Consider the following 25,458-nt stretch of genomic DNA (forward strand, 5'->3'; position numbering starts at 1 on the left):
CGAGGGGCGGCGCCACATCGCGTGTGGATAAGCGGCTTCGCCGCAAACCAGCCGCCAGGCGGCCGAGCGATCGATGGCGGCCGGACCTTCTACGATGTCGGCCGGTGCGATGCGCTCAGACCGTGTCCGCGGAACGGGCCCGGCCACGGCGACGCGGCGTCGAGGCAGCGGCGTCGGGGGTCGGTTCGGCGGCCGACTCCGTCGCCGTCTTGGAGGGCCACTTCCGGCGCTGCTGGCCGAGGCCCATGGTCCGGGCCAATTCCGACCGGGTTGCGGCGTAGCTCGGCGCGACCATCGGATAGTCGTCGGGCAGGTTCCAGCGCGCGCGATACTCGTCGGGCGAGAGGTTGTAGCGCGTCCGCAGATGCCGCTTGAGCGATTTGAACTTCTTGCCGTCTTCGAGGCAAACGAGGAAATCCTGCTGGATCGAACGGCGGATTGACACAGCCGGAGTCAGGGCCGGCTCTTCCGGCTCGCTCGGCTTATTCGACAATTGCGCCAGCGCACCGTGAACCGACGTGATCAAGCCGGGCAATTCTCCGACCGCCAGGGAGTTGTTCCCGACATAGGCCGACACGATATCGACAACCAACGCCACGTGATCGCCAGCGGAGGCATCCTCAAGCGACATCCTCAATATCCCTTCTGGTATCTGCAAACGACGAACTGCAATATGCGCCGCAATCAGGACGCCATCATTGCCGGACACGGTGCGACTGCGCGGAATGACGCAGGACTTAACCTTTGATGGAAACGGCTGCAAGATGGTTTTTAGCGTCGTCCAAAAAACAATTGGACTTTGGTCTGTTTGCCAGGGCTATTGCGACAAAAGTCGCATTGAAGACTCCACAAATTTGCCCCGATATCCGGTACAATTGCGAAACAGAAGGTGGGACGATTACGTAGATTGTTCGGGCAAAACTGCCTGACAGCGCCGGTTCAGACTCATATGCAAACGCCAGGTAACAAGGTTAAAAGACGATCAAAACATATATTGCCAAACCTGATCTAACAGCGATGTAGCAGAAAATTTTTCCGAATTTTAAACTCAATATATACGGAAAATATTAATTGAAAAATTCTAATAGTCATACTCGTATCAGATCTATGTAATACTGCGAAATACCTGACATTACTATGGATATGTTTGATGCATATTTTAATTATGATCGATCGATATCTTCGAAAACAGTAAAAATCGAAACTGCTCGATAATCGGATTCAATGCCCGGATTTCTCCCGGGGACCGTAGGATTTGAATCGCTCCACCGTCTCGGCGACCTCGGCATCGGACAACACCACCGGTGCGCCGACCTGCAACGCAATCGCATATTGGCGGCACAGAGCTTCGACTTCGACGGCGAGCCACATCGCCTTCGAGAGATTCGGCCCGGTGGCGATCATGCCGTGATTGGCGAGCAGGCAGGCGCTGCGGCCTTCGAGGGCATCGAGGGCGAAATTCGAGAGACCTTGCGTGCCATAGGGCGCGTAGGGGGCGCAACGGATGGTCGGACCGCCGGCCATCGCGATCATGTAATGCACCGCCGGAATCTCCCGGCCGCAGATCGCAAAGCCGGTCGCGTAGGGCGGGTGGGCGTGGACGACGGCGCCGATCTCGGGCCGGGCCGCCAGGATGTCCCGATGGAAGCGCCACTCGGAGGAGGGGGCCAGCGGATGCTCCCAGCGCCCGTCGAAATCCATGGGGACAAGGTCATCGGGGCTGAGCTGCTCGGCTGGAATCCCGGAGGGCGTCACGAGGAAGCCGCTTCCGGTTCGAACGGAAAGGTTGCCCGAGGTTCCCTGGCTGAGACCAAGATCGAGCATCCGGCGCATCGCCTCGACCATCGCTTGACGGATCGCGAAAGTCGGCACGGACAACTCCTCTGACGGCGGATCGATCATGCGATGCGGAGCGCGCACGGAACGGGCTTTGTCGGGCACGATTGCTCCGGCAACCATCGAGACCGATTCGAGACACTACCGGCAGCAGCGGCCGGGTGAAACAGGGGAAGGTCGAGCCGGATAGGGATTGCCGGGCCGCGACGCTTGCGCCTGATACGGCAGGCACGCTCGCCGAACACGTGTATGGGAGAGAGGCATACGCGCCGCACGAGCTTCAGGTGCGGCCCCGTCGCGCTGATTGCGGTCGATCCGCTCCGTCGGACGGCGGTTTGACGCTCGGCCTCGGGCCCTGAGATGATATAGCCGGCCCATGAGCACCTATCGATTCGAGGCTCTGCTCGCCCCGCGCCGCATCGCCGTGGTCGGAGCGGGCGATCGACCCGGCTCCGTCGGCCGGGCGATCATCGACGGCCTGCGCGCGGGCGGATTCACCGGCGATATCGTCCCGGTCCATCCGCGCGAGACCAGCGTCGATGGATTGGCCTGCAGCCCGCGCCTCGCCGACATCCCGCAGGCTCCCGACCTCGTCATGATCGCCACGCCCCCGGCGGCAGTGCCGGGCATCGTCGAGGAGGCGGGGCAGATCGGCGCCGCCGCGGCGGTGATCCTGTCCGCCCATCTCGGCGTCGGCGAGGCAGCCCCGGCCGGTGCCGCCCAGGCGGCGGCACGGCGGCACGGCTTGCGGCTGATCGGGCCCGACAGCATCGGCTTGAGCGTGCCGGCGCGCGGCCTCAACGCGAGCCTGCTCGCTCGCCCGCCGAAGCCGGGGGATCTCGCCCTCATCTCGCAATCGGGCACCGTCGCCTCGGCCATCGCCGAATGGGGGTGGCGGCACGGGGCCGGCTTCTCCGCAGTGATGACGCTGGGCCGCTCCGCCGATATCGACATCGCCGACTGCCTCGACCACTTCGCCGAGGATTTCCACACCCGCGCGATCATCCTCTCGCTGCACCACGTGGCCGATGCGCGGAAATTCCTCACGGCGGCCCGGGCGGCGGCCCGTGCCAAGCCGGTCGTGGTGCTGCGCACCGGGCGCCACGATGCACCCGGCCACCGGCCGGAAACGCATACGGGCGCGCTCGCCCGGCCCGGCGCCGTCTACGAGGCCGCCTTCCGCCGGGCGGGCCTGCTGGCAGTGGACGGGCTCGATGCCATGTTCGCCGCCGTCGAGACCCTGGGGCGCCAGCGGCCGTTCCCCGGCAACCGGCTGATGATCGTCTCCAACGGGCGCGGCATCGGCGCGCTCGCCGCCGACCGGCTGGCCGATCTCGGCGGCACGCTGGCGGAGCCCGCACCGGCAACGCAGGACTGCCTGGCCCCCGTGCGGCACGGCCGGGGCGCCAACCCGCTCGATCTCGGCATCGACGCGGTGCCGAGCGATTACGTCGGCGCCCTGGAACCGCTGCTCGCCGGGCGCGACAGCGACGCGATCGTCTCGATCCACGTCCCCACCGCGCGGGCGGGCAGCCGAGAGGTCGCCGAGACCGTGACCGGTGCCGTCGCCAAGGCGCGGTCGGCGGGGCGCCGCAAGCCGGTCTTCGCGGTCTCGATCGGCGAGGACGAGGCGATCCGCGCGATCTACGCCGAAGCCAAGATCCCGCTTTTCGCGACCGATGCCGACGCGGTCGAGGGCTTCCTGCACCTCGTGCGCTACCGCGAGGCCCAGAACGACCTGATGCGCACGCCCGACGCCCTGCCGCGTGCGTTCACGCCGGACGTCGCCGCCGCGCGCCGCATCGTCGAGGAGGCGCTGGCCGAAGGCCGCACCTGGCTGGACCCCTACGCGGTGACCGAGTTGCTGACCGCCTACCGGATCGTCTCGCTACCCGTCACGCTGGCGCCCGATCCCGACGGGGCCGCGGCCGCGGCCTGGCCGCTGATCGCGGGCGGCGGCACGGTGGTGCTCAAGCTCGTCTCACCGGACGTGGTGCACAAATCGGAGGTGGGTGGCGTACGCCTCGGCCTCACCTCGGAGGCCGACGTGCGCGAGGCGGCCCATGCCATGATCGCGCGCGTCCGGGAACTGCGCCCCGACGCGCGGGTGGCGGGGTTTGCCGTGCAGCCGATGCTGCGCCGGCCACAGGGGCGGGAGCTGATCGCGGGGCTGGCCGAAGATCCAGTCTTCGGCCCCGTGGTCGTGTTCGGGCGCGGCGGCACGGCAGTCGAGGTGATCGACGACCGGGCCCTGGCGCTGCCGCCGCTCGATCTGGCCTTGGCGAGCGAACTGATCGGCCGCACCCGCGTCGCCCGCCGTCTCGAAGCCTATCGCGACGTGCCGGCGGCGGACCTGCCGGCCATCGCGCTGCTGCTGGTGAAGCTGGCCCAACTCGCAGCCGACCTGCCGGCGGTGCGCGAACTCGACATCAATCCCCTGATCGCCGACGCCGACGGCGTGGTCGCCCTCGACGCGCGCGTACGCATCGCGCCGGAGCCGAGCCGACCGGAGCGCCGCCGCGGCAACTGGCACCCGCGCTTCGCAATCCGGCCCTATCCGTCCGATTGGGAGCGGCGGCTCAATCTCGGGGAGCGGTGCATCCAGGTCCGGCCGGTTCGGCCCGACGACGAGGGCATGTTCCGCGCCTTCTTCGCGCAGGTGGACCCCGAGGATGTGCGCCTTCGCTTCTTCGCCCCGGTGCGGGACTTCAGCCACGCCTTCCTCGCCCGGCTGACCCAGCTCGACTATTCCCGTGCTATCGCCTTCGTCGCCCTTGACGAGACGGCGGAGGAGGACCGGCGCATGCTGGGCGCCGTCCGCCTGCACGCCAACGCCAACCACGACACGGGCGAGTTCGCGATCCTCGTGCGTTCCGACATCAAGGGCACAGGCCTCGGCGTCGCCCTCATGCGGATGATGATCGATTGGGCGCGGGCCGAGGGCATCGCCGTGGTCGAGGGCAGCGTGCTCGCCGAAAACCGGCCGATGCGGGCGGTCTGCCGCCACCTCGGGTTCGTCGAGAAGTCGGTTCCGGACGACCCGAGCCTCGTGAAGGCAACGCTGACCGTCGGGGCGTAGAGCATCGTCCCGAAAGGTGGCCACCGGCTTTCGGGGAAAAAGACGATGCCCCGGCGATCGCGGGTGGCTCCGCGTAAATGGAAAAAGACCGCCGACCCTTTCGGATCGGCGGCCTCTCGGCATCGCGGAAGAGCTCAGTGCCCGCTGTCGGTGGCCTCGCGGGTCGACTCGTAGAGGAACCACGTGCGCTCCTCGGACTGGTCGATCCACTCCTCGATGAGGCTCGTGGTCGAGACGTCGTTGGCTTCGTCGGTGACGCTGTGCAGCTCGCGCATGTTGGCGGTGAGCGCCTTGTTGTCGTCGCGCAGCTCCTTCAGCATCTCCAGCGGGCTGACGTAGTCGGCATTGTTGTCGGGGACGCGCTTGAGCCCATCGGCCTGTCCAAGCGAGCGAAGGGTCGTACCGCCGATCTTGCGGGCGCGCTCGCCGACGGCGTCGATGATCGCGAAGATCTGCTCGGACTGCTCGTCGAGCAGCAGGTGGTAGTCGCGGAAATTCGGGCCGCTGACATGCCAGTGGAAATTCTTGGTCTTGATGTAAAGCGCGAAGAGATCCGACAGGAGAACGGTCAGACCCTCGGAGATCTTCTTGACGTCGTTCGGGTCGAGATCAGTCGGGGTATTGAGCCGGTCGCTGGGGACGCGCAGCTTAGCCTTGGCCATGGGGTGATATCCTTGACACTCTGCAATCGAATTTTGACCGGCGACAAGAACGCCGGCACTCGATCGGCAGAATGAGAAAGCGGGAACCTTTGTTCCGCTCCGCATGGCAGCGCTGCTGTGGATGGGACACGGCGCCGCGCGGGCGCCTCAGCCCCGCCCGCCGACGAGGCCGGGTGGCATCGGGACCGGCTCGCTCTCGGGCCCACGGACGGGCGGCGCGGCTTTCCGGGCCTGCGGCTTCGGCGGAGCGGGCAGGGCGGTCGCGGGTGTCGGAGTGGAGGGCGACCCGACCGGTGCAGGCTTGGCCGATGCGGGTTTGCTGGGTGCAGCCTGCGCTGCGGGCAGGGGGCGCGGCGCGGCGCCCGCTGCGGCCGGCCGGGGTGTCGGCACCGCGCGGGGCGTGATGGCGCCGGTGGTGGTCACGTCGGGGACTGGCGGTGTCGCGGCGGCCGGCGCCGGGGGCGTATCGAGGCCGTAGATGTCGTCGCGGAAATGCACCCGGCCGTCCGAGGTCGCGTAGCCGGTCATGTAGACGAAGGCGACCGGGGTCGGCTTCACGAGCTTTACGTCACGCCGCTCGCCGACGGCGATGGCGGTCTCGATCTCGATCGGCCCCCAGGCGGAGCCCGGCCCGTTCGGTCCCTCGGTGCCCTGAAGCAGCCACGCGGCGAACTCCTTCACTTGGCCGACGCGCACGCACCCATGCGAATGGAAGCGCACCGAGCCGGCAAACAGCGATTTCGAAGGGGTGTCGTGCATGTAGATCGCGTGGCGGTTCGGCATATCGATGCGCACTTGGCCCAGCGAGTTGTCGAGGCCGGAATCCTGGCGCAGCGTGTAGTTGGTCGCTTTCTGCGTGTTCCAGTCGATCGCGGTCGGATCGACTTCGACGCCGCCGGGGCCGAGAATGCGGATACGGTTCTTGGCGAGATAGCCGGGATTCTTGCGCATCGTCGGAATGATCTCGTTCTTGATCACCGAGACGGGCACGGTCCAGGTCGGGTTGAGGTTCACGTCGGTGATGCGGGTCTCGACCGCGGGCGTCTGCTTGTCGGGCGAGCCGACCACGGCGACGTAGCGGCGCGTCACCACACCGTTCTCCACCGCCTCCACCGTGGCGGAGGGGATGTTCACGGTCACGTAGCGCTCGCCGAAGCCGAAGCCCGACCCCAGCAGACGCTGGGCCGAGGCGCGCAATTGCCGCTGCCGCACGTCGGCCGGCACATTGAGGGCGTTCAGCGTCAGACGGCCGAAGATGCCGGCATCCGGCAGGCCGTGGCGGGCCTGGAACGACTTCACCGCCGCGACCAGCGGCGGATCGAACCGGTCGGAGGGCGGCGCGTCGGCGGGAAGGTCGCCGGTCAGGGTCAGGTGATGGCGCAGCGAGGGGATCGCGGCGTGGCTGTCGCCGGGCTTCGGCGCGAAGTCGGCGGGCAGCGTCTTCCAGCCGCCGGCCTCGGCGTAGACCTGATAGCGCTCGGCGGCGCGCATCGTATCGACGAAGGTCTGCGCGGTGTAGCTCGGCAGCGGATCCTCGGACACGCGGGCATAGACGACCGGCGGCAATTCCCGCGAAGCCTTCTTGGCCGGAGACGTCTCGGCCGGAACAGCCACCGTGTCGGCGGTCGGACGCTCCAGTTTCGGCGCGGTCTTCACCTCGGGCTTCGGATCGGCCTTCGGGGCGACCTTGACTTCCGCCTTGTCCGCCCGCGGCTCTGGCTTGGGATCGGCCCTCAATTCGCGCTTCGGCTCCGGGGCGGCCTCGGCCTTCGGCTCGATCCGCAGGTTGATCCGGGAATCGAGCTGCGGCTCGGGGACGGGCTCGGCCCGCAGCGGGGCGGCGAGCAGCAGGGCGAGGGCGGCTCCGGTGCCGCCGATGAGCCGGGCGCGGCGGGGCCTGCGCGGGGTGGGGATCACATTCGGCATCGCGGATCTCATCGGGTGCACGGCCCGATCATCGGCGCGGTTGGTTACCAACTCGCTCACCCCCTCGCCGTCGGCGTGTCCCGGAGCACGCAGGGCTCGGCGAAACGGACCGTCCTGCCGCGGTGGTGCGGGCGTGCAGGATGTGCAAAACGCGGGGTCGGAATGCCTCACGAGACGCCCGGTCGCCGACCGTTTCCCCTCGGGGCGACGGCGCCGCGGACGTTTTGCGAGAGTCCTCGGCCGACGCCCCGCGAGACCCCCGTGAGCGAAGACAAGACACCGAAGCCCGGCAAGACCCTGCTGAGCCCCGAGCGCCGGCCGGACGACGCCGACCAGTCGATCCGCCCCCTGAACCTCTCCGAGTTCATCGGGCAGCGGGCGGCGCGCGCCAACATGCAGATCTTCATCGAGGCGGCCAAGAAGACCGGCCAGGCCCTCGATCACGTCCTGTTCGTCGGCCCGCCGGGCCTCGGCAAGACGACGCTGGCGCAGATCGTCGCCCGCGAACTCGGCGTCAACTTTCGCTCGACCTCCGGCCCGGTGATCGCCAAGGCCGGGGATCTCGCCGCACAGCTCACCAATCTGGAGGAGCGCGACGTCCTGTTCATCGACGAGATCCATCGCCTCAACCCGGCGGTGGAGGAGATTCTCTATCCGGCGATGGAGGATTACCAGCTCGACCTCATCATCGGCGAGGGCCCGGCCGCCCGCTCGGTGAAGATCGAGTTGCCGAAATTCACCCTCGTCGGCGCCACCACCCGCGCGGGCCTGCTCACCACGCCGCTGCGCGACCGCTTCGGCATCCCGATCCGCCTCGAATTCTACGAGATCGACGAGTTGGAACTCATCGTCCGCCGCGGCGCGCGGGTGCTCGGCCTCGGCATGTCGGAGGAGGGCGCCAACGAGATCGCCAAGCGCGCCCGCGGCACGCCGCGCATCGCCGGGCGCCTGCTGCGCCGGGTGCGCGACTTCGCCATCGTCGAGGACGCGACGACGGTGAGCCGCGCCATCGCCGACCGGGCGCTGCAGATGCTCGACGTCGATCCCGTCGGCCTCGACGTGATGGACCGTAAGTATCTCACGCTGATCGCGGCCTCGTTCGGCGGCGGCCCGGTCGGGATCGAGACCATCGCGGCGGCCTTGTCCGAGCCGCGCGACGCGATCGAGGATATCATCGAGCCTTACCTGATCCAGAAGGGCTTCGTGCAGCGCACCCCGCGCGGGCGGGTGCTGACGCCGCACGCCTTCCGGCACATGGGCTTTGCCGAACCCCGCCGCGATCCGGGCTCGCAGTTCGGCCTGTTCGGCGGCAGCGATGACCCGGATGCCTAACGGTGCGAGCCCCGTCTCAGTTACGCGACGGACGGTGCTGATTGGGCTCGGCGCAACGGCGCTGACCGGGGCGGGGACGGGCGCCTATGCGGTCGGCATCGAGCCGATGCGGTTCGCGGTGACGCGCTACCGCTTGCGGCCGATCGGCCCCTGGCCGTAGGGCCTGACCTTGCGGATCGTCGCGCTAGCCGACATCCATGTCTGCGAGCCCTGGATGCCGACTGCGCGCATCGCTGGCATCGTCGCAGCGGCTAATGCCCTTCGAGGCGACGTAATCGTGCTGCTCGGCGACTACGTCTCCGGCATGCGAGTCGTCACGCGTTACGTGGACGCTGCCGAATGGGCGCCGGTGCTCGGACAACTCGCCGCGCCGCTGGGCACCTACGCCATCCTCGGCAACCACGATTGGTGGGAGGACAAGACGGCCCAGGCCCGTGGCGCCGGCCCGACGATCGCGGGCGAGGCGCTCCGGCGCGCCGGTATCCCCGTTCTGGAGAACGATGCGCGGCCGCTCTCGGTCAGGGGTCATACGGTGTGGCTCGCCGGGCTCGGCGACCAGCTCGCGCTACTGCCGGGTCGGAAGCGCCACAGTCACCCCCGCATCGGCCTCGACGACTTGGCCGGAACGCTGGCGAAGGTCCTCGACAGCGCGCCCGCGATCCTGCTGGCGCACGAGCCCGACATCTTTCCGCAGGTCCCGCCGCGGATCACGCTCACGCTCTCCGGTCATACCCATGGCGGACAGGTGCGCTTATTCGGGCGCTCTCCGGTCGTCCCCTCTCTCTACGCCAACCGCTTCGCCTAAGGCCATGTCCGCGAGCAGGCGGATCTCATCATTTCCGGTGGGCTCGGCACGAGCATCGCGCCGGTGCGTCTCGGCGTACCGCCGGAGATCGTCGTCGTCGAACTCGGGGCCGATGGTCCAGGGAACTGAGACATGCGTCGACCACATAGCAACCGCGACATAATCGACGAAAAAGTGAGCATATTTTAACTATTCAAGGCTGCATCGGCGATAATCCCCGCGATGCAAATGCGAAACAACCATCTGTCATACAACGATTTATTTTGAACCTGCAGATTCTTCCAGCGGCAATCCGGCGCATCTGCGGCCATCGAAGGCAGCGTCGGCGGCATGCGGAACAGGCGTGCACCGCACAAGTTGAGGGCCCGACCCCGCTCTTCGGGAGCGCCGGCCCAACGAACGATTTCAGCACGACCTTCAAGGAACTCTCCGCCATGAAGACGACCGTCCTGGCCGCCCTCGGCCTGTCCGTCGCTACCCTCGCCACGCCCGCCCTGGCTCAGGACGCCCTGCCGCTGCGCATCGGCAGCGACGCGCCGATCGGGCGCGCCGCAACTGACACCCGCGATTTCCGCGCCGAGGCTTTGCGCTCGGATGCTACCAGCATCGAAGCGAGCCGGATCGCCCTGGAGCGTTCCCGCAACCCGAGGGTCCGCAACTATGCCAACCGGATCCTCGTCGAGCGTGAGGCCACCACCCGGGCGCTGCTGCCCGAGGGCACCTCGCTGACCGCCAGCGGTCGCGTCGTATCCGACCAGCAGGGTATCCCGACCCGCCTCGACAACCCGCTTGGCGTGGTGCTGGCCCCTGTGACGCTGGCCGCCAACATCGGCACCGGCATCGTCGGTGGCGTGCTCGGCGGCGTTGGCCTCGTGGACAACAGCCCGGGCGAGCCCGGCCGTCGCGTCGCCCTCGGCCCGAACGGCCAGCAGCGCCTCGAGCGCCTTCGCTCGGCCCGCTCGGCCCGCGAGTTCGACCAAGCCTATGTCGCCGGTCAGGCTCGTTCGGATGCGCGCACGCTGGCCCTCTACAGCAGCTATGCCCGCAACGGCGACAGCGCCGACGGCCGCACCTTCGCGAACCAGGCTCTGCCCTACATCGCCGACGAGCACGCCCACTCGGCGAGCCTCGCCAACCGCATCGGCGGCTGATCCAAGCAGACCCATCCCATCTGGCAGGGCTGTTCCCGAAAGGGGGCGGCCCTCGCCTCATGACGCCGATCGACGACAGGCCGCGCGCTCGTCTCGCCATGCGCGGCCTGAACCTCTAGACACCGGTTCTTCCTCGCAACCGGATTTCCATGACGACAGCGGCACCTGAGAATGCGCACCGGCTCCCGGTGCGGATCTATTACGAGGACACCGATTTCTCGGGCTTCGTCTATCACGCGAGCTACCTGCGCTTCATGGAGCGGGGCCGCACCGAACTCCTGCGCACTCTCGCGGGCGACCAATCCGAGATGCACGCGGAAGGCACAGGCCTCGTCTTCGTCGTGCGGAAGATGACCCTCGACTTCCTCAAGCCCGCCCGCATGGACGATTGGATCGACGTGCTGACTTGGTCGAGCGAGCTGCGCGGCGCCTCGATGCATCTCGCTCAGGAAGTGCGCCGCGGCGGGGAAACGCTGGTACGCGCCGAGGTCGTGGTCGCCTGCGTCAGAAACGGCCGGGCGATCCGCCTGCCGGACGGGTTGCGCCGGGCGCTCACCCCACCCAACACCTGAACGAAACCGATCCTTAACCTTGAGAGGTGCTTAACGATCCCTCGCAGGGAAAGCCTCATCGCCACGAAAGTGCCCGGAGGCGACCCTTACTTTCGACAGATTCACGAGTGATCTCAAGCCTCATCGCTCAAAGGATCAGTCGGCAGTCCGGTGCGCCTCGGCGCGGCCCTGACGACGCGAGGATCGTTCGATGACCCCAGCCGATGCCATGCAGGCCGCGCCCGTCGCAGACATGAGCCTGTTCGGCTTGTTCTGGCAGGCGCACTTCGTCGTCAAGCTCGTGATGGTGGGCCTGCTCGGCGCCTCGATCTGGTGCTGGTCGATCATCGTCGACAAGACCCTGCTGTTCCGCCGGGTCGAGGCCGAGATGGACGCCTTCGAGGAGGCGTTCTGGTCCGGCCGCTCGCTGGAGGAACTCTACCGCTCCTTCAACGACCGCCAGCCCACCGGCCTCGGCGCGCTGTTCGTCGCCGCCATGCGGGAGTGGAAGCGCTCCTTCGAGGGCTCGGGCCGGCAGATCCACTCGCTGTCGCAGCGCATCGACAAGGTGCTCGACGTGACGATCCAGCGCGAGGTCGAGCGGCTCGATTCGCGCCTCCTGTTTCTCGCCTCGATCGGCTCGGCCGGCCCCTATATCGGCCTGTTCGGCACGGTCTGGGGCATCATGACCGCCTTCACCTCGATCGCGGCCTCGAAGAACACCTCGCTCGCCGTCGTGGCGCCCGGCATCGCCGAGGCTCTATTCGCCACCGCCATCGGCCTGTTCGCGGCGATCCCGGCGGTGCTCGCCTACAACAAGCTTCAGGCCACCGTGTCGAAGTCGCAGTCGCGGTTGGAGGGCTTCGCCGACGAGTTCTCGGCGATCCTGTCGCGGCAGATCGACGAGCGCCTTTCGGTCGCCGCCTGATCCGGCCGTTACAGCAGCGGGAGCCAATCCAATGGGCATGACGCACGGCGCGGCACAGGGCGGCGGCAAGCGCCGCCGCCGCGGACGGCGCGGACACGGCGCCATCAACGAAATCAACATGACGCCGTTCATCGACGTCGTGCTGGTGCTGCTGATCGTCTTCATGGTCGCGGCACCGATGATGACCGTCGGCGTGCCCCTCGACCTGCCACAATCGAAGGCGAGCCCGCTCAACTCCGACGTCAAGCCGATCACGCTCTCGATCCGCCGCACGGGCGAGGTCTATCTCGGTGAGGTCGAGCTGAAGGACGACGACATCGTGCCCCAGCTCATGCAGACTTCGAAGACCGGCACCGAGGAGCGGGTGTTCGTGCGCGGCGACAAGCGCGTCGATTACGGGCGCGTGGCCCAGGTGATGGCGATCGTGACCGGCGGCGGCTTCAAGAAGGTCGCCCTCGTCACCGAGCCGGAATCGAATTAGCGGAGCAAGGCACCGTGGCTCTGCGCTGGCCCAATTCACTCACCGAGCCTTTCCGAAATCGCGAACCCGGCGTCTGGATCTCGGCCGCGGCCCATGCTGCCGTGCTGGGCGCCGCCCTGTTCGCCGTCGCCGCACCGGCCATGCCGGACGCGCAGGAAGGCGTGCCGGTCGAGGTGCTGACCGAGCAGCAATTTTCCGAGCTGACTCGCGGCGAGCGCAACGCGGAGAAGCCCGAGAACACCCCGAACCGCGCCGATCGCGTGGCGGAGAAGCACGAGCAGCGCGAGCCCGAGAACGCCAAGACCGACGCACCCGCAGCCCCCACCCGAACCGCCGATACCCGCCTCGCCGCCGTCGACGCGATGCCGCTGCGCGCCGACTCCGCCGACCCGGTGAAGGAGGAGGCGGAAGCCGCAGCGGCCAAGGCGGAGGCCGCGAAGGCCGAAGCCGAGAAGGCGGCTGCGGCCAAGGCCGCCGAGGCGAAGGCCAAGGCCGAGGTCAAAGCGAAAGCGGATGCCGCTGCCAAGGCCGAGGCGGCAAAGGCCGAGGCTGTCAAAGCGGCCGAAGCGAAAGCCGTCGCAAAGGCGGAGGCCGAAAAGCGCGACGAGTTGCAGAAACTGGTCGAGCGCGAGCAGGCCGAGGCGGAAGCCGCCGCCAAGGCGGCCGAGGCGAAGGCCAAGGCGCGCGCCGAGGCGAAGGCGAAGGCCGACGCCAAGGCCAAAGCTGAAGCGAAGGCCGAGGCGGAAGCCGAAGCCAAGGCTGAAGCGAAGGCCAAGGCCGAAGCGGCGGCAAAGGCGGAAGCCGAGGCCGAGCACCGCAAGCAGGTCGCCGAAGCCAAAGCCAAGGCGGATGCCGAGGCGAAGGCAAAAGCCGAAGCCGCCGCGAAAGCCAAGGCCAAGGCGATGGCCGACGCCAGGGCGAAGGCCGATGCCGAGGCCAAGGCGCGCCAGCAGGCGGAACTCGCCAACAGGGCCAGCCCTGGCGACAGCCGCGAGACGCAGACCCGCGCCGCCTCGCAATCGACCGGTTCGACCGGCCGTGAGGTCCAGCGCACGGCCTCGCTCGGCGCGGCCTCCGGCACCGCCCAGCGGCTTTCGCCGTCCTTGCGCGACGCCCTCGTCGGCATGCTGCAACAGCAGATCGAGCGGTGCTACTCGGCGCCGCCCGGCGCGACGCAGGGCGTGGTGCTGCCGATGCTCGACATCCGCCTCAATGCGGACGGTTCGCTCACGACGGAGCCGCGAGTCATGCGCGCGGGCAACAACTCGGTCGATCAGTCGATCGCACAGGCCGCGCTGCGGGCGGTGCGGCGCTGCGCGCCCTTCAAGATCCCGGCCCAGTACGCGCCGTATTACAACGACTGGAAGGCCATCAACGCCGAGTTCGAGTTCTCGCCCGTGTGATCCGCCGGCTCGACCCGCCGATCCACTGCGTCATCGGCCTTTCTTTCTCGCATTCCCCGAACGACCTGGACTTGTCCCATGCCTGGAACAGCCTTCACCCGGCGCGCCCTTCTGCCGGCCTTCGCGGCCGCGCTCGGCGTCCTCGCCCTGGCGCTGCCCGCCGCGACTCCGGCGCAGGCGCAGCTTCAGCTCCGCATCGGCAGCGGCGCCTTTCAGCCGATGCCGATTGCGATTGCCGACTTCGCCGGTGATGCCAGCCTCGGCACGCTGGTCGCCAGCGTCATCACGAACAACCTGCGCCGCTCCGGCTACTTCACGCCGCTGGAAAAGGGGCGCTTCCCCGAGAATCCGAGCTTCGACGCGGCGCCGAACTTCGAGGCCTGGAAAGGCGCGGGCGTCCAGGCGCTGGTGACCGGCCGGGTCGGGCGTGACGGGTCAGGCCGGCTCACCGTCGCCTTCCGCCTGTGGGACGTGGCCTCGGGCCAGCAGATCACGGGCCAGCAATACGGCACCGACGTCGCCAATGCCCGCCGCACCGGCCATCTCGTGTCGGATGCGGTTTACACCAAGGTCACCGGCCTCGGGGCCTGGTTCGACAGCCGCGTCGCCTATGTCGACGAGTCGGGTCCGAAGGAGAATCGCCGCAAGCGCCTGATGGTAATGGATCAGGACGGCGCCAACGTCCGTGCGCTGACCGGGAGCGGCGACGTCTCGGTGGTGGCGCCGCGCTACTCGCCGGCGGGGCAGGACATCGCCTTCATGACCCAGGCGACGGGCCAGCAACCCAAGGTCCAGATGATCGATCTGGAGACCGGCAAGCGCCAGACGGTGGGCAACTTCGCCTCGATGAGCGCGAGCCCGCGCTTCTCGCCGGACGGTCGCCGCCTCGTGATGAGTGTGCAGCAGGGGGGCAACGCCGACATCGTCACCGTCGACATCGCCTCGAAAGCACAGACCCCGGTCACGCAGGGTCTTGCGATCGACACCTCGCCGAGCTACGCGCCAGACGGCAGCCAGATCGTGTTCGAATCCGACCGCGGCGGCTCGCAGCAGATCTACGTGATGGGCGCCGACGGCTCGAACCCGCGCCGGCTCTCCTTCGGCGAAGGCTCGGCCTCGCAGCCGGCTTGGTCGCCCCGCGGCGACCTCATCGCCTTCACCCGCCAGCGCAAGGGGGGCTTTGCCATCTGCGTGATGAAGCCCGACGGCTCGGGCGAGCGGGTGTTGACCGAGGGCTTCCACAACGAGAGCCCGACCTTCGCGCCGAACGGCCAATACGTGATGTTCTTCCGCGATCCCGGCGGCCAGGGCGGCGGCAAGCTCTACATGGTCGACATCACTGGCAAGGTGGAGCAGCCGGTACCGACCCCGTCCTTTGCCTCGGACCCGACTTGGTCGCCGCTGCTGTCGGGCAAGTAGGCGAGCCGGGCGCGGCCGGTTTCGTCGCCGCGAGACCGGCGACGAACATCAGCCGGACGCGCACAGAGCGCGACCGAAGTCTCGCAAGGGCGGACCGGCAAACCCACACCGCCATTGCAAGCCGAACGGCTTCGCTGCGACGGCACGGCCCGCGCTGAAATCCGCGCGAGCCTCGACGGCCGGCACGGTGAAGACCTTCGCACTGACGATAGAAACCGCGGCGGAAGCGGTCCGCAGGTGGGGCTGATGCGTGTTCGAAGTCGTGCCGTGTCGGCCGCTTCTGCGCCCCTAGGGATCCGCTTCCGTCCGGTGTTCGTGGCGGGCCACTCAATCCGAGACCGAACGGGTTCTCAGACTATCGTTGCGGCTTCGTGCTGCGGTGGAGTCATCCCTGTCTCCTCCAGCTTTCGTCAACAAACCACGCGAAGATCACGCGGTTACTTGGCCGATGTGCTTGCGAATGCGAAGCACGAATGTAGACTGCGTCCGTATTAGCAGGCCGTCAAGCGGGAATTTGCCGCCAAGCCTTCTGATTTTCGTGTCAACGAATGCTTGGTGGGTAAAATCATTCGTCGGCAACGGCTTACGGCCGGCGATGCGAAAGGGCTGTCCGCATCGGGCGGGAAATCCGCGCCGGATCGGTCGCGACCGCAAGCCGCGTCCCCTCGCGGGCGGTTCTCCGGCGAACCTACGACGTCACCGCGCGCGGCGGCAGGCAACCCGATCACGGGGGATCGCTGCCACCGGCGGACACAAAGCAGCATCAATCGTCGGCGAGATTGGGGAGCCTGTCCTCGCCTCTACCCCCCGGCGCCAGGACGGGCCCGCGGGCCGGCCTGAAGCTCCCCGGCAGGTGTGCCGGCCCGCGGACAAACAGGCGTTGGCCGGCAAGCCCGGACCTGTCGGATGCCCCCGGCGTCAGATCGCGGTGAGGCCGCGCTGCACCGCCGGCCGGGCGAGCAGCGCGTCGAGCCAGCGGCGGACGTTCGGCAGTTCCTCGATCGCGATCCCCTGCTTGCCGTGGAACTTCGCCCAGGTCAGCGCGGCGATGTCGGCGATCGAGTACGCGTCGGCCAGATATTCGTGGTCGGCAAGCCGCCGGTCGAGAACGCCGTAGAGGCGTTTGGCTTCCTCCGTGAATCGATCGATGGCGTAGGGGATCTTCTCTTGCGCGTAGATGCGGAAATGGTGGGCCTGCCCCAGCATGGGCCCAAGTCCGCCGACCTGCCAGAACAGCCACTCGTCCACTGCGGTGCGGGCGCGCTCGTCGCTCGGATAGAGGCAGCCGGTCTTGCGTCCGAGATATTGCAGGATCGCGCCCGACTCGAACACCGAGATCGGCGTGCCTCCCGGCCCGTCCGGATCGACGATGGCCGGGATCTTGTTGTTGGGGGAGATGCCGAGAAAGTCGGGCGCCATCTGCTCGCCCTTGCCTATGTTCACCGGTACGACCCGGTAGGGCAGCCCGCACTCTTCGAGCATGATCGGGATCTTCCACCCGTTCGGCGTGCTCCAGGTGTAGAGTTCGATCGGCTGCGCCGTCGTGACCGCCATGCTGGCATCCCGGAAAAGCGGGCCCGCGCCCATCCTCGGTTCACGAGGTAGCGCGGAACGGCCCGGCGGCTCAAGCCGAAGGCCAAGCTCGCGCTCAGTCGTGCGCAAGTTGTAGAGGGCGCTTGCTCTTTGGCCCTTGATGCGGCTGTGATGCGGCGTGAACGGCGAAGCCGCCGAATCCAACCCGCCGGAGTCGCCCGATGCTCTCTCGTCTCCTCGCAGCCGCCCTGCTGGCCGCGCCGCTCCTCTTAGCCCAGGCCGCGGTGGCCAAAGAGACCGGTAAGGAGACGGGCAAGGAGCAGAGTGTGGCCCAATCTGCTGCGCGCGAGCGGCAGAAGAAGTGCGGCGCCGAGTGGCGCGCGCTTTCTGCCACCGAGAAGGCAGCTCAAGGGCCGAAGTGGCCGCAGTATTATAGCAAGTGCGTCAAGCGCCTGAAGGAACAGAAGGCCTGACGCGACGGCAGCAGGGCTCTGCAAATTTTCGAGCCGAGCCCCGCGTGAACCGAACGGCCTTGGCCGTGTTGCCTCGCCGACCCGTCCCCACGGGCTCCTGCGCGGAAGCAGATGACCGGTTCCGCGCGGGATCGCATTCACTCGAAAAGCGAGAGCCGCACCGATATGGAGCGTGAACGCCGCATCCTGCAGCGCACGGTGGCGGTCGTCGCCATCGTCCCCGTCCTGGCGGGGCTCTACGGCGTGCTGTTCGGCATCGACGGCATCGGCGGCGGCACGCTGGTCAACGTCTCGGCCGACAGCCATTTCCGCTACCTCTCGGGCCTGCTGACCGGCATCGGCATCCTGTTCTTCACCTGCGTGCCCGGCATCGAGGACAAGTCGCGGCTGTTCCGCTTCCTCACCCTCGTCGTGGTGCTCGGCGGGCTGGCGCGGCTGCTCGGGCTCGCTCTCACCGGCGTGCCGTCGCTGACCATGCTGGCGGCGCTCAGTCTCGAACTCGTCGTCACGCCGCTGCTCTGCCTGTGGCAGATGCGGGTCGCGCGCCAAGCGCGGGATCAGCGGCAGGAACTGACAACCGGCATCGAGACGACGCGGTGAGCGAAGCGGCGCAGCGGACCGGCGGCGCCGGCCTCGGCGAGCGCCTGATCGACACCCTCGACCGTTGGGTGCCCAAGCCGACCGCCTGGGCTTTCGCCGTCCGGATCTGGCTCGCCATGATGCTGGCGCTCTACGCCGCGTTCTGGCTTCAGCTCGACAGCGCCTCCTCGGCCGCGGTCTGCGTCGGCATCCTCGCCCAGCCCAAGCGCGGCCAAGCCCTGTCGAAGGCGGGCTACCGCTTCCTCGGCACCGTCGTCGGCGGCATCGTCGGCATCGTGTTGATTGCCCTGTTCGGGCAGGACCGCGTGCTCCTGCTCGTCAGCTTCGCCTGCTGGCTCGGCCTCTGCGTCTTTGCCGCACAATTCCTGCAGGATACCCGTGCCTACGGGGCGATGCTCTCCGGCTACACCGTGGCGATCATCGCGGTCGCGCATATCGATGCGCCGCAAACGGTGTTCGATGCCGCCATCGGCCGCGTCGCCGCGATCGCCGTCGGCATCGTCGCGATCACCTTCATCAACGATGCGCTCGCCTCGCCGAGCACGTGGCGTGCCTTGCTCCCGCGCCTCGCCGCAGCCCATGCGGCGGCCAAGGCCTTTGCCCGCGAGAGCCTAACGCAGGGCGATCCCGGACCCGAGCGCACCGCCGCCCTGATCCGGCAGATCGCACCGATGCGGGGTGACGCCAGCGCCATTGCGGGCGAACTCGACGACGGGGTGCACCGCGCCGCGGGTGCCCGCAGCGCCATCGCCGCGCTCTACGTCCTGGCCGCTGCGAGCCGGGCGCTCGCGGCCGCGATGAGCCGCATCCCCGAACCCGGCCCGCGGGTGCGGGAGGCGCACGCGCTCGCCCTGCGCGCGGTCTCGGAGGGCGAGGGAGGGGCCCCCGAGGCGCTGGCCCGCGACGGCGCGCGGCTGCGCGACCTCGTGGATGCCGGCATGTGCGATCCCGGCGCCGTCCTCGACGAGATCATGGCGCTCCAGCGCGCCCTGGACGTCGTCAACGCCGCGACCTTCGCCGAGGACGGGGTGCGCGCCCTCTCGGACGGCCACGAGCCCCTGCGCGACATCGCCCTGCCGACACATCGCGACTTTCAGGTCGCCCTGCGGGCGGCGTTGCGCGTCATGATCGCGTTCGGCCTTGCCGCCGGCCTGTTCATCCTGCTCGGGCTACCGCAATCCTCCTTCGCGCTGGTTCAGGTCGCGGCGACCTGCTCCCTGTCCTCGGTCACGCCCGATCCGCGCAAGTTCGCGCAAGGCGTCCTGATCGGCATGCCGCTGGCCGCCCTCTGCGCCGGGCTCATCCTGTTCGTGATGCTCAACGGTAACCAGGGCTTTCCCCTGCTCGCCATCGCCATGGCGCCGCCGGTCTTCTTCGGCTGCCTCGTCTCGCTCCACCCGCCGAGCTTCACCGTCGGGTTCATCACCCTCGTGTTCACGCCGGTGCTGCTGGCGCCGGAGAACCCGCAATCCTACGATCCGCAAACCTTTCTCGTGAACGCGCTGCTAGTCGTCTTCGCGGCGGTGATCCTGTTCCTGACGATCCGCCTCGTCCTGCCGATTTCCGCCTCGCAGCACCGTGCCTTCGCGCTCGAAGAGGCCCGTGAAGACCTCGCCGAAGCGCTCGCGGGGGAGGGGGGCGACGCCACCACGCGTACCAGCCTCAATGCCGACCGATTGTACCAGTTCACGGCCTGGAATTCCGGCAGCGGCGCGGTCCGCCGGGCAAGCCTGCACCATGCCTTCGCCGTGGCGCAGCTGGAGTCCGCCGCCGCGCGCGCGCACGCCCAACTGCGCCCGTTGAGCGAGGTGCCAGGTCTTGCCCCGCTGATTGGTCAGGCGCGCGAGGCGCTCGCCGCCGCCGGCTCGGCCGATCTCGACCGGGCGGCGCGGGCGTTGATCGTCGAGGCACGCGTGCAGGACCGCACCGTGCGCATGCAGATCGCACGCGCCGCAACCGACCTCGCGACGGCCTCGCGCGTTATCGGGCGGCACGCGCGTTTCTTCCGGCGCCTCTCCCTTCCCGGTTCCTGACGTTCCCCATGCAGCACGACCTCGCCATCGGCGGAATCCTGATTTCGCCCTTCGTCGCCTACGCGCTGATCGCCTTTGCGCTGCTGGTGGCACTGCGGGTCGTGTTTCGCTGGATCCGGTTCGGGCGCTTCGTCGCCAACCCGCCTCTGGCGGAAGCGGGGATCTACGTCTGCCTCCTCGCGCTCGTGGTGGTGCTCCTGTGAAACGCGACGACGACGGGCTGGCCGATCCCCCGCAACAGGATCACATCCCGACCAGCGAGGCGCAGTCCGACGAGCCGCGCAAAGGGCAGAGCCCGGCCGAGGCAACCCCGATCAGGCGGCGTCGGCGAGGAGCACGCCTGCTGAGGCTGGCTGCGACCGGCCTCGTCCTCGCCTTTTCGGCGGTGGCGGCCACGATCGTCTGGCAGTTCTATGTGACCGCGCCCTGGACCCGCGACGGGCGGGTCCGCGTCCAGGTGGCCAACATCGCCCCGCAGGTGGCCGGCACCATCGTCGAGCTAAGGGTCACCGACAACCAGGAGGTGAAGAAGGGCGACGTCCTCTACGTCATCGACCCGTTCGACTATCAGGAGGCGGTGGTCTCGGCCGAGGCCGAGATCAAGAACCGCGAGGCCGACCTCTCGGTGAAGCAGGCACAGTCGGCCCGGCGCGCCGCGCTCTCGACGGTCTCGACCTCGGTCGAGGAGAAGCAGCAATACGCGGGCACCGCCAAGATCGCCGAGGCGGCGCTGGAGACCGCGAAGTCGCAGCTTTCGCAGGCGAAGAAGAATCTCGAACGCACGCAGGTGCGCTCGACCGTGAACGGGCGCGTCACCAACCTGCTCCTGCGCGTCGGCGACTACGCGCAGACCGGCACCGCCAACGCACGGGTGATCGACACCGATTCCTTCTGGATCGACGGCTACTTCGAAGAGACCAAGATGGCGCATATCCGCGTCGGAGCCCCCGCCGAGATGGCGTTGATGGGGTACGACGCCTCGCTGAAGGGCACGGTCGAGAGCCTGACGCTCGGCATCTCGACCGCCAACGCCGCGACGAGCACGCAAGGGCTGCCGAACGTCGATCCGGTCTATACCTGGGTGCGGCTGGCCCAAAGGGTGCCGGTGCGCATCCGCATCGACCATGTGCCGCCGGAAGTGACCCTGGTGGCGGGCATGACCGCGACGGTGGTGGTCGGCGACGGCCGCGAGGGCCAGCCGGCCTGGGTGAAGGCAGCGCGCGACTGGATCTTCGGTCGGACCGAGCCCAGGGCGGAGCCGAAGAACTGATGCCGCGACTGCGCGTGGACGGTGCGATACCCAAGAAAATTGGGTAAGGCGGCAGCATGGCCGCTTCCCCCCTCGTCCGCTTCGCCCCCTCGCCGACCGGCTTCCTGCATATCGGCAATGCCCGGCCGGCGCTGCTGAACGCGCTGTTCGCGCGCCGCGAGGGTGGGCGCTTCCTGCTGCGCCTCGACGACACCGACCGGGAGCGCTCGACCGAAGAGTTCGCCACCGCCGTGGCCGAGGATCTCGGATGGCTCGGCATCGAGCCCGACCTATTCTTCCGCCAGAGCGATCGCACCGCCCTCTACGACACGGCGGCCGAACGGCTGAAGGCGGCCGGGCGGCTCTATCCCTGCTACGAGACACCGGAGGAGCTGGATCGCCGCCGCAAGCGCCAGCTCGGCCGCGGCCTGCCGCCGATCTACGACCGCGCGGCACTCTCGCTGACCGAGGCCGAGCGCGCCGCCCTGGAAGCCGAGGGCCGGCATCCGCACTGGCGGTTCAAGCTCGACCACCGGATCGTGGCCTGGAACGACCTCGTGCGGGGCGAGAGCCACGTCGATTGCGCCTCGCTCTCCGATCCGGTTCTGGTACGGGCGGACGGCAGCTACCTCTACACGCTACCATCGGTGGTGGACGACGCGGAGGTCGGCGTCACCCACGTGATCCGCGGCGAGGATCACGTGACGAATACCGGCGTGCAGGTGCAGCTCTTCGAAGCGCTCGGCGCGCAGGTGCCCGCCTTCGGTCACCACAACCTGCTGACGACCGCGGACGGGGAGGGGCTGTCGAAGCGCCTCGGCCACCTCTCGCTGCGCTCCCTGCGCGAGGCCGGCTACGAGCCCGCCGCCGTGCGCTCGCTCGCGGTGCTGACCGGTTCAGCCGAAGCCGTGCGCCCGATCGCCTCGCTCGACGAACTGGCGAGCCTCGTCGATTTCGCCCACCTGTCCCGCGCGCCGGCCCGGTTCGACCCGGCCGAACTCGACGGGATGAACGCCCGCCTCGTCCACGACATGCCGCTCGAGGATGTACGCGGGCGGCTTGCCGCCCTCGGTATCCCCGCGGAGGCGGCGGAAGCCTTCTGGCTGGCAGTGCGAGCCAATCTCGGCCGCGTCTCGGACGCCACCGCATGGTGGCAGGTGGTGAACGGGCCGGTGACCCCCGTGATCGCCGAGCCCGACTTCATCGCCAGGGCGGCCCGCCTCTTGCCGGAGGCGCCGTTCGGCCCCGGCACGTGGAAGGCCTGGACCGACGCGGTGAAGGCGGAGACCGGTGCCAAGGGCCGCGCCCTGTTCATGCCGCTGCGCCTCGCGCTGACCGGCCTCGACCACGGGCCGGACCTCGCGGCTTTGCTGCCGCTGATCGGGCGCGAGCGCGCCGTGCGGCGGCTGGCCGGCGAGACGGCTTAGTCCAAAACCCCATCGGGTTCGGCCTCGATCATCATGACGTCGAGGGTGAAGCTGCCGTCGTCCTCCAACGCGAAGTGGAATCGCACGGGCTCCGGCGCGCCTGTTTGAAGCGCGCGGATGGCGGCGACGCTCGCCTCCGGTGTGCCCATCCGGGCGACCCACGACGAAAACTCCATGCGCACGCGCCAGCGCCGGACGGCACCGGGGACGAAGCCGGCCTCCGCCAGCATCCGGCGCCATTCCGCTTCGCCGTAATCGCGCACATGCGAGGGGTCGCGCAGAAGCTCCCAGGCCTGGAGATGGGTGTCGAGCAGCGGCGACCCGGGATGCACGACATCGACGAGGCCGAGGCGCCCGCCGGGCGCGAGCACGCGGTGCGCCTCCCGCAAGGCGGCGGGCACGTCGCCCCAATGGTGGGCGCTGTAGCGCGAGAGCACGCAATTGAAGCTCGCATCGGCGAAGGGCAGCGCCTCGACGCTGGCCTGCCGCGTGGCGACGTTCGCCAACCCGCGCCGCTGCGCTTCCGCCGTCACCGCGTCGAGCATGGCTTGCGATAGGTCGAGCGCGGTGACGGAGCGGACCTGCGGCGCCACCGCGTAGGTGACGTGGCCGCCGCCGCAGCCGAGATCGAGCACGGCCGCATGGGGGAGGGCGCCGAAGCGGGCCAGAGCCGCGAGATCCTCGCCCGCGGCATGGACGGCGCTCGCGACGTAATCGGCGGCGCGGCTGCCGAACTGGCTTGCGGTGTGGGCGTCGTGGCTCAGCGGCGGGCTCATGGCGTCTGATCTGCCCCGGCCGCAGCGCGTTCGAGAGCCGCGACATCGAGCTTCACCATTCCCTGCATGGCGGTGAAGACGCGGGCGGCCACCGTCGGATCGGGATCGGCAAGGAGGTGCGGCAGCCTCTCCGGAACGATCTGCCAGGGCACGCCCCAGCGGTCACGCAGCCAGCCGCAGGCGATCTCCGCGCCGCCCTCGGCCGTGAGCGCCGCCCACAGGCGGTCGACCTCGGCCTGATCCCGGCACGAGGCCGAGATGGAGGCGGCGGTTCCGTAATCGACGGACATGCCGCCGTTCAGCGCCTGGAAGCTCTGCCCGCCCAGGGTGAAGACGATCAGGATCGGCTCGCCGGTCTCGCCGCCCGGCCAAGGGCCGGGCGCGCGCTGGATGTGATCGATCCGCGAACCGGGCACGAGCGAGACGTAAAGGCGGACAGCCGCCTCCGCGTCTTTGTCGAACCACAGGCACGTGCTGACGCTGGCCATGTCGCGCTCTCCCACTCCGCTGCCAGGATAGCGAGCGCGCCGCCCGAAATTCAATCGCGTCGCCCGAGCGTATCGACGTCGCCCAATGTCAGCCGCCCGTGGGTGGGAGCGGCGCGAGCCGCGTCAGGCGAAGCGCGATGAGCAAAGCCGCCACGTAGAGACTGCCGAAGAAGCCCGCGACGCCGGGCCAGCCGTGATGCAGGAAGAACCAACCGCCCGCCGTGCCGAGCAGGGACGAGCCGAGATAATACATGCAAAGATAGATCGCGGAGGCCTGCGCCCGGTCGCTCAAGGCTCGGCGCCCGACCCAGCTCGACGCCACCGAATGCGCGCCGAAGAAGCTGACCGTGACGACGACGATGCCAGCGATGATGAGGACGAGGTTGTCCGCCAGCGTCAGGGCGATCCCGCCGATCCCGAGCAGGATCGCCAGCCACAGCACCTTGCGCCGCCCCAGCACCCCGGCGATGTGGCCGGTGATGGCCGAACTCGCCGTGCCCGCGAGGTAGACGATGAAGATCAGGCCGATCACCGTCTGGCTCAGTGAGAAGGGCGGATCGAGCAGGCGGAAACCGATGTAGTTGTAGACGCAGACGAAGCCGCCCATCAGCAGGAACGGCTCGAGGAACAGCCAGGGCAGGCCGGCATCGCGGAAATGGTGGGTGAAGGTGCCGGGCACCTCGCGCCAGCGCATCCGGTGGGCGAGGAAGTGCCGCGAGGGCGGCAGTGCGAACTGGAAGGCGAGGGCCGCGAACAGCGCCAGCACGCCGATGATGCCGAGGCCCCAGCGCCAGGAGGCGTGGTCCGCGATCACGCCCGCCAGCAGCCGCCCGACCATGCCGCCGAGCGCATTTCCGCCGATGAGCAGCCCCATCGACAGGCCGATGGCGCGCCCGTGCATCTCCTCGCTGAGATAGGCCATGGCGACGGCGGGCAGGCCGCTCGCGGCGATGCCGGTGAGCGCCCGCAGTACGAGGAAGCCGTGCCAGCTCGGCATCAGCACCGCGCCGATGGTGAGAAGGGCCGAGGCGAACAGCGAGACCGCCATCACCCGCTTGCGCCCCCACACCTCGGAGAGCGGGCTGACGATCAGCAGCGAGATCGCGAGCGTGGCGCAGGGCAGAGACAGCGCGAGGCTGCTCTCGGCCGGTGACACCGCAAAGGTGTCGTGAAAGATCGGCATCAGCGGCTGAACGCCGTAGAGCACCGCGAAGGTAGAGAAGCCCGCCGCGAACAAGGCGAGCGTCGCCCGGCGAAAGGTCGGCGTCCCGGCCTCGATGAACCGGTCGCTGTCGTCCGCCATCGC

22 protein-coding genes and 1 pseudogene are annotated in these 25,458 nt (G+C 68.7%); 15 read left to right on the top strand and 8 right to left on the bottom strand.

The window, feature by feature from the left end; translation table 11 throughout:
• Positions 1-115 precede the first annotated feature (115 nt).
• The gene (locus J2W78_RS04385; protein WP_253373966.1) at positions 116-631 is read right to left on the bottom strand and encodes a MucR family transcriptional regulator; all 516 of its coding nucleotides are present in this window, start codon (positions 629-631) and stop codon (positions 116-118) included.
• Positions 632-1,221: 590 nt separating this feature from the next.
• The gene (locus tag J2W78_RS04390) at positions 1,222-1,872 is read right to left on the bottom strand and encodes a class II aldolase/adducin family protein (protein ID WP_253368336.1); all 651 of its coding nucleotides are present in this window, start codon (positions 1,870-1,872) and stop codon (positions 1,222-1,224) included.
• Positions 1,873-2,212: 340 nt separating this feature from the next.
• On the opposite strand from J2W78_RS04390, the gene J2W78_RS04395 reads away from it, so the two are divergent.
• Positions 2,213-4,915 carry a bifunctional acetate--CoA ligase family protein/GNAT family N-acetyltransferase gene (locus J2W78_RS04395; protein WP_253368338.1) on the top strand — a complete coding sequence of 901 codons (2,703 nt, stop codon included), beginning with the start codon at positions 2,213-2,215 and terminating at the stop codon, positions 4,913-4,915.
• A gap of 134 nt (positions 4,916-5,049) precedes the next feature.
• On the opposite strand, the gene J2W78_RS04400 is transcribed toward J2W78_RS04395, so the two are convergent.
• Both J2W78_RS04400 and J2W78_RS04405 read right to left on the bottom strand, forming a co-directional pair.
• Positions 5,050-5,577: a Dps family protein gene (locus J2W78_RS04400; protein WP_253368339.1), complete on the bottom strand. Its 528-nt coding sequence runs from the start codon at positions 5,575-5,577 to the stop codon at positions 5,050-5,052.
• Positions 5,578-5,724: 147 nt separating this feature from the next.
• Positions 5,725-7,503, bottom strand: coding sequence for a L,D-transpeptidase family protein (locus tag J2W78_RS04405; RefSeq protein ID WP_253368341.1), 1,779 nt, complete (start codon positions 7,501-7,503; stop codon positions 5,725-5,727).
• Positions 7,504-7,764: 261 nt separating this feature from the next.
• Here J2W78_RS04405 and ruvB point away from each other — a divergent pair, with 261 nt between their 5' ends.
• The 8 genes and pseudogenes from ruvB (at position 7,765) to tolB (ending at position 15,573) form a co-directional block, all read left to right on the top strand.
• On the top strand, positions 7,765-8,835 hold the full coding sequence (gene ruvB / locus J2W78_RS04410; protein ID WP_253368343.1) for a Holliday junction branch migration DNA helicase RuvB: 1,071 nt from the start codon (positions 7,765-7,767) through the stop codon (positions 8,833-8,835).
• Positions 8,828-9,769 (top strand): annotated as a pseudogene (locus tag J2W78_RS04415) (metallophosphoesterase). Before ruvB ends, J2W78_RS04415 begins: the two are co-directional and overlap by 8 nt.
• Positions 9,770-10,074: 305 nt before the next feature.
• Positions 10,075-10,791 carry a DUF4142 domain-containing protein gene (locus tag J2W78_RS04420; RefSeq protein ID WP_253368344.1) on the top strand — a complete coding sequence of 239 codons (717 nt, stop codon included), beginning with the start codon at positions 10,075-10,077 and terminating at the stop codon, positions 10,789-10,791.
• A gap of 149 nt (positions 10,792-10,940) precedes the next feature.
• Complete coding sequence (ybgC, locus tag J2W78_RS04425) at positions 10,941-11,363, top strand: tol-pal system-associated acyl-CoA thioesterase (protein WP_253368346.1); 423 nt, start codon at positions 10,941-10,943, stop codon at positions 11,361-11,363.
• A 190-nt stretch (positions 11,364-11,553) separates the two neighbouring features.
• On the top strand, positions 11,554-12,270 hold the full coding sequence (gene tolQ / locus J2W78_RS04430) for a protein TolQ (protein ID WP_253368348.1): 717 nt from the start codon (positions 11,554-11,556) through the stop codon (positions 12,268-12,270).
• Positions 12,271-12,301: 31 nt separating this feature from the next.
• Complete coding sequence (locus tag J2W78_RS04435; protein WP_253368350.1) at positions 12,302-12,751, top strand: ExbD/TolR family protein; 450 nt, start codon at positions 12,302-12,304, stop codon at positions 12,749-12,751.
• A 14-nt stretch (positions 12,752-12,765) separates the two neighbouring features.
• On the top strand, positions 12,766-14,154 hold the full coding sequence (tolA, locus tag J2W78_RS04440; RefSeq protein WP_253368352.1) for a cell envelope integrity protein TolA: 1,389 nt from the start codon (positions 12,766-12,768) through the stop codon (positions 14,152-14,154).
• A gap of 78 nt (positions 14,155-14,232) precedes the next feature.
• Positions 14,233-15,573, top strand: a complete 1,341-nt coding sequence (gene tolB, locus J2W78_RS04445) for a Tol-Pal system beta propeller repeat protein TolB (RefSeq protein WP_253368354.1) — start codon at positions 14,233-14,235, stop codon at positions 15,571-15,573.
• Positions 15,574-16,491: 918 nt separating this feature from the next.
• Here tolB and J2W78_RS04450 read toward each other — a convergent pair.
• Entirely contained in the window at positions 16,492-17,127 is a 636-nt protein-coding gene (locus J2W78_RS04450) for a glutathione S-transferase N-terminal domain-containing protein (protein WP_253368355.1), read from the bottom strand.
• A gap of 200 nt (positions 17,128-17,327) precedes the next feature.
• On the opposite strand from J2W78_RS04450, the gene J2W78_RS04455 reads away from it, so the two are divergent.
• The 6 genes from J2W78_RS04455 to gltX all read left to right on the top strand — a co-directional run bounded on the left by J2W78_RS04455 (position 17,328) and on the right by gltX (position 22,888).
• Positions 17,328-17,579 carry a hypothetical protein gene (locus J2W78_RS04455; protein WP_253368357.1) on the top strand — a complete coding sequence of 84 codons (252 nt, stop codon included), beginning with the start codon at positions 17,328-17,330 and terminating at the stop codon, positions 17,577-17,579.
• Positions 17,580-17,744: 165 nt separating this feature from the next.
• A complete protein-coding gene (locus J2W78_RS04460) occupies positions 17,745-18,179 on the top strand; it encodes a DUF4345 domain-containing protein (protein ID WP_253368359.1) in 435 nt (144 codons plus the stop codon).
• Positions 18,176-20,212, top strand: coding sequence for an FUSC family protein (locus tag J2W78_RS04465; RefSeq protein ID WP_253368361.1), 2,037 nt, complete (start codon positions 18,176-18,178; stop codon positions 20,210-20,212). The genes J2W78_RS04460 and J2W78_RS04465 overlap by 4 nt, the downstream gene beginning before the upstream one ends.
• Before the next feature lie 8 nt (positions 20,213-20,220).
• Positions 20,221-20,415 (top strand): DUF1656 domain-containing protein, encoded by a 195-nt coding sequence (locus J2W78_RS04470; protein ID WP_253368363.1) that lies wholly within the window; start codon positions 20,221-20,223, stop codon positions 20,413-20,415.
• On the top strand, positions 20,412-21,482 hold the full coding sequence (locus tag J2W78_RS04475) for an efflux RND transporter periplasmic adaptor subunit (RefSeq protein WP_253368365.1): 1,071 nt from the start codon (positions 20,412-20,414) through the stop codon (positions 21,480-21,482). Before J2W78_RS04470 ends, J2W78_RS04475 begins: the two co-directional genes overlap by 4 nt.
• Before the next feature lie 56 nt (positions 21,483-21,538).
• On the top strand, positions 21,539-22,888 hold the full coding sequence (gene gltX, locus J2W78_RS04480; protein ID WP_253368367.1) for a glutamate--tRNA ligase: 1,350 nt from the start codon (positions 21,539-21,541) through the stop codon (positions 22,886-22,888).
• Here the strand turns inward: gltX and J2W78_RS04485 are convergent.
• The 3 genes from J2W78_RS04485 to J2W78_RS04495 form a co-directional block, all read right to left on the bottom strand.
• The gene (locus tag J2W78_RS04485; RefSeq protein WP_253368369.1) at positions 22,885-23,664 is read right to left on the bottom strand and encodes a class I SAM-dependent methyltransferase; all 780 of its coding nucleotides are present in this window, start codon (positions 23,662-23,664) and stop codon (positions 22,885-22,887) included. The two genes, gltX and J2W78_RS04485, sit on opposite strands and share 4 nt — an antisense overlap.
• Complete coding sequence (locus J2W78_RS04490) at positions 23,661-24,152, bottom strand: VOC family protein (RefSeq protein ID WP_253368371.1); 492 nt, start codon at positions 24,150-24,152, stop codon at positions 23,661-23,663. The genes J2W78_RS04485 and J2W78_RS04490 overlap by 4 nt, the downstream gene beginning before the upstream one ends.
• Before the next feature lie 88 nt (positions 24,153-24,240).
• Positions 24,241-25,455, bottom strand: a complete 1,215-nt coding sequence (locus J2W78_RS04495) for an MFS transporter (protein ID WP_253368373.1) — start codon at positions 25,453-25,455, stop codon at positions 24,241-24,243.
• Positions 25,456-25,458: the final 3 nt, after the last annotated feature.

The sequence above is a fragment of the Methylorubrum extorquens genome, assembly GCF_024169925.1.
GTDB lineage: Bacteria > Pseudomonadota > Alphaproteobacteria > Rhizobiales > Beijerinckiaceae > Methylobacterium > Methylobacterium extorquens_A.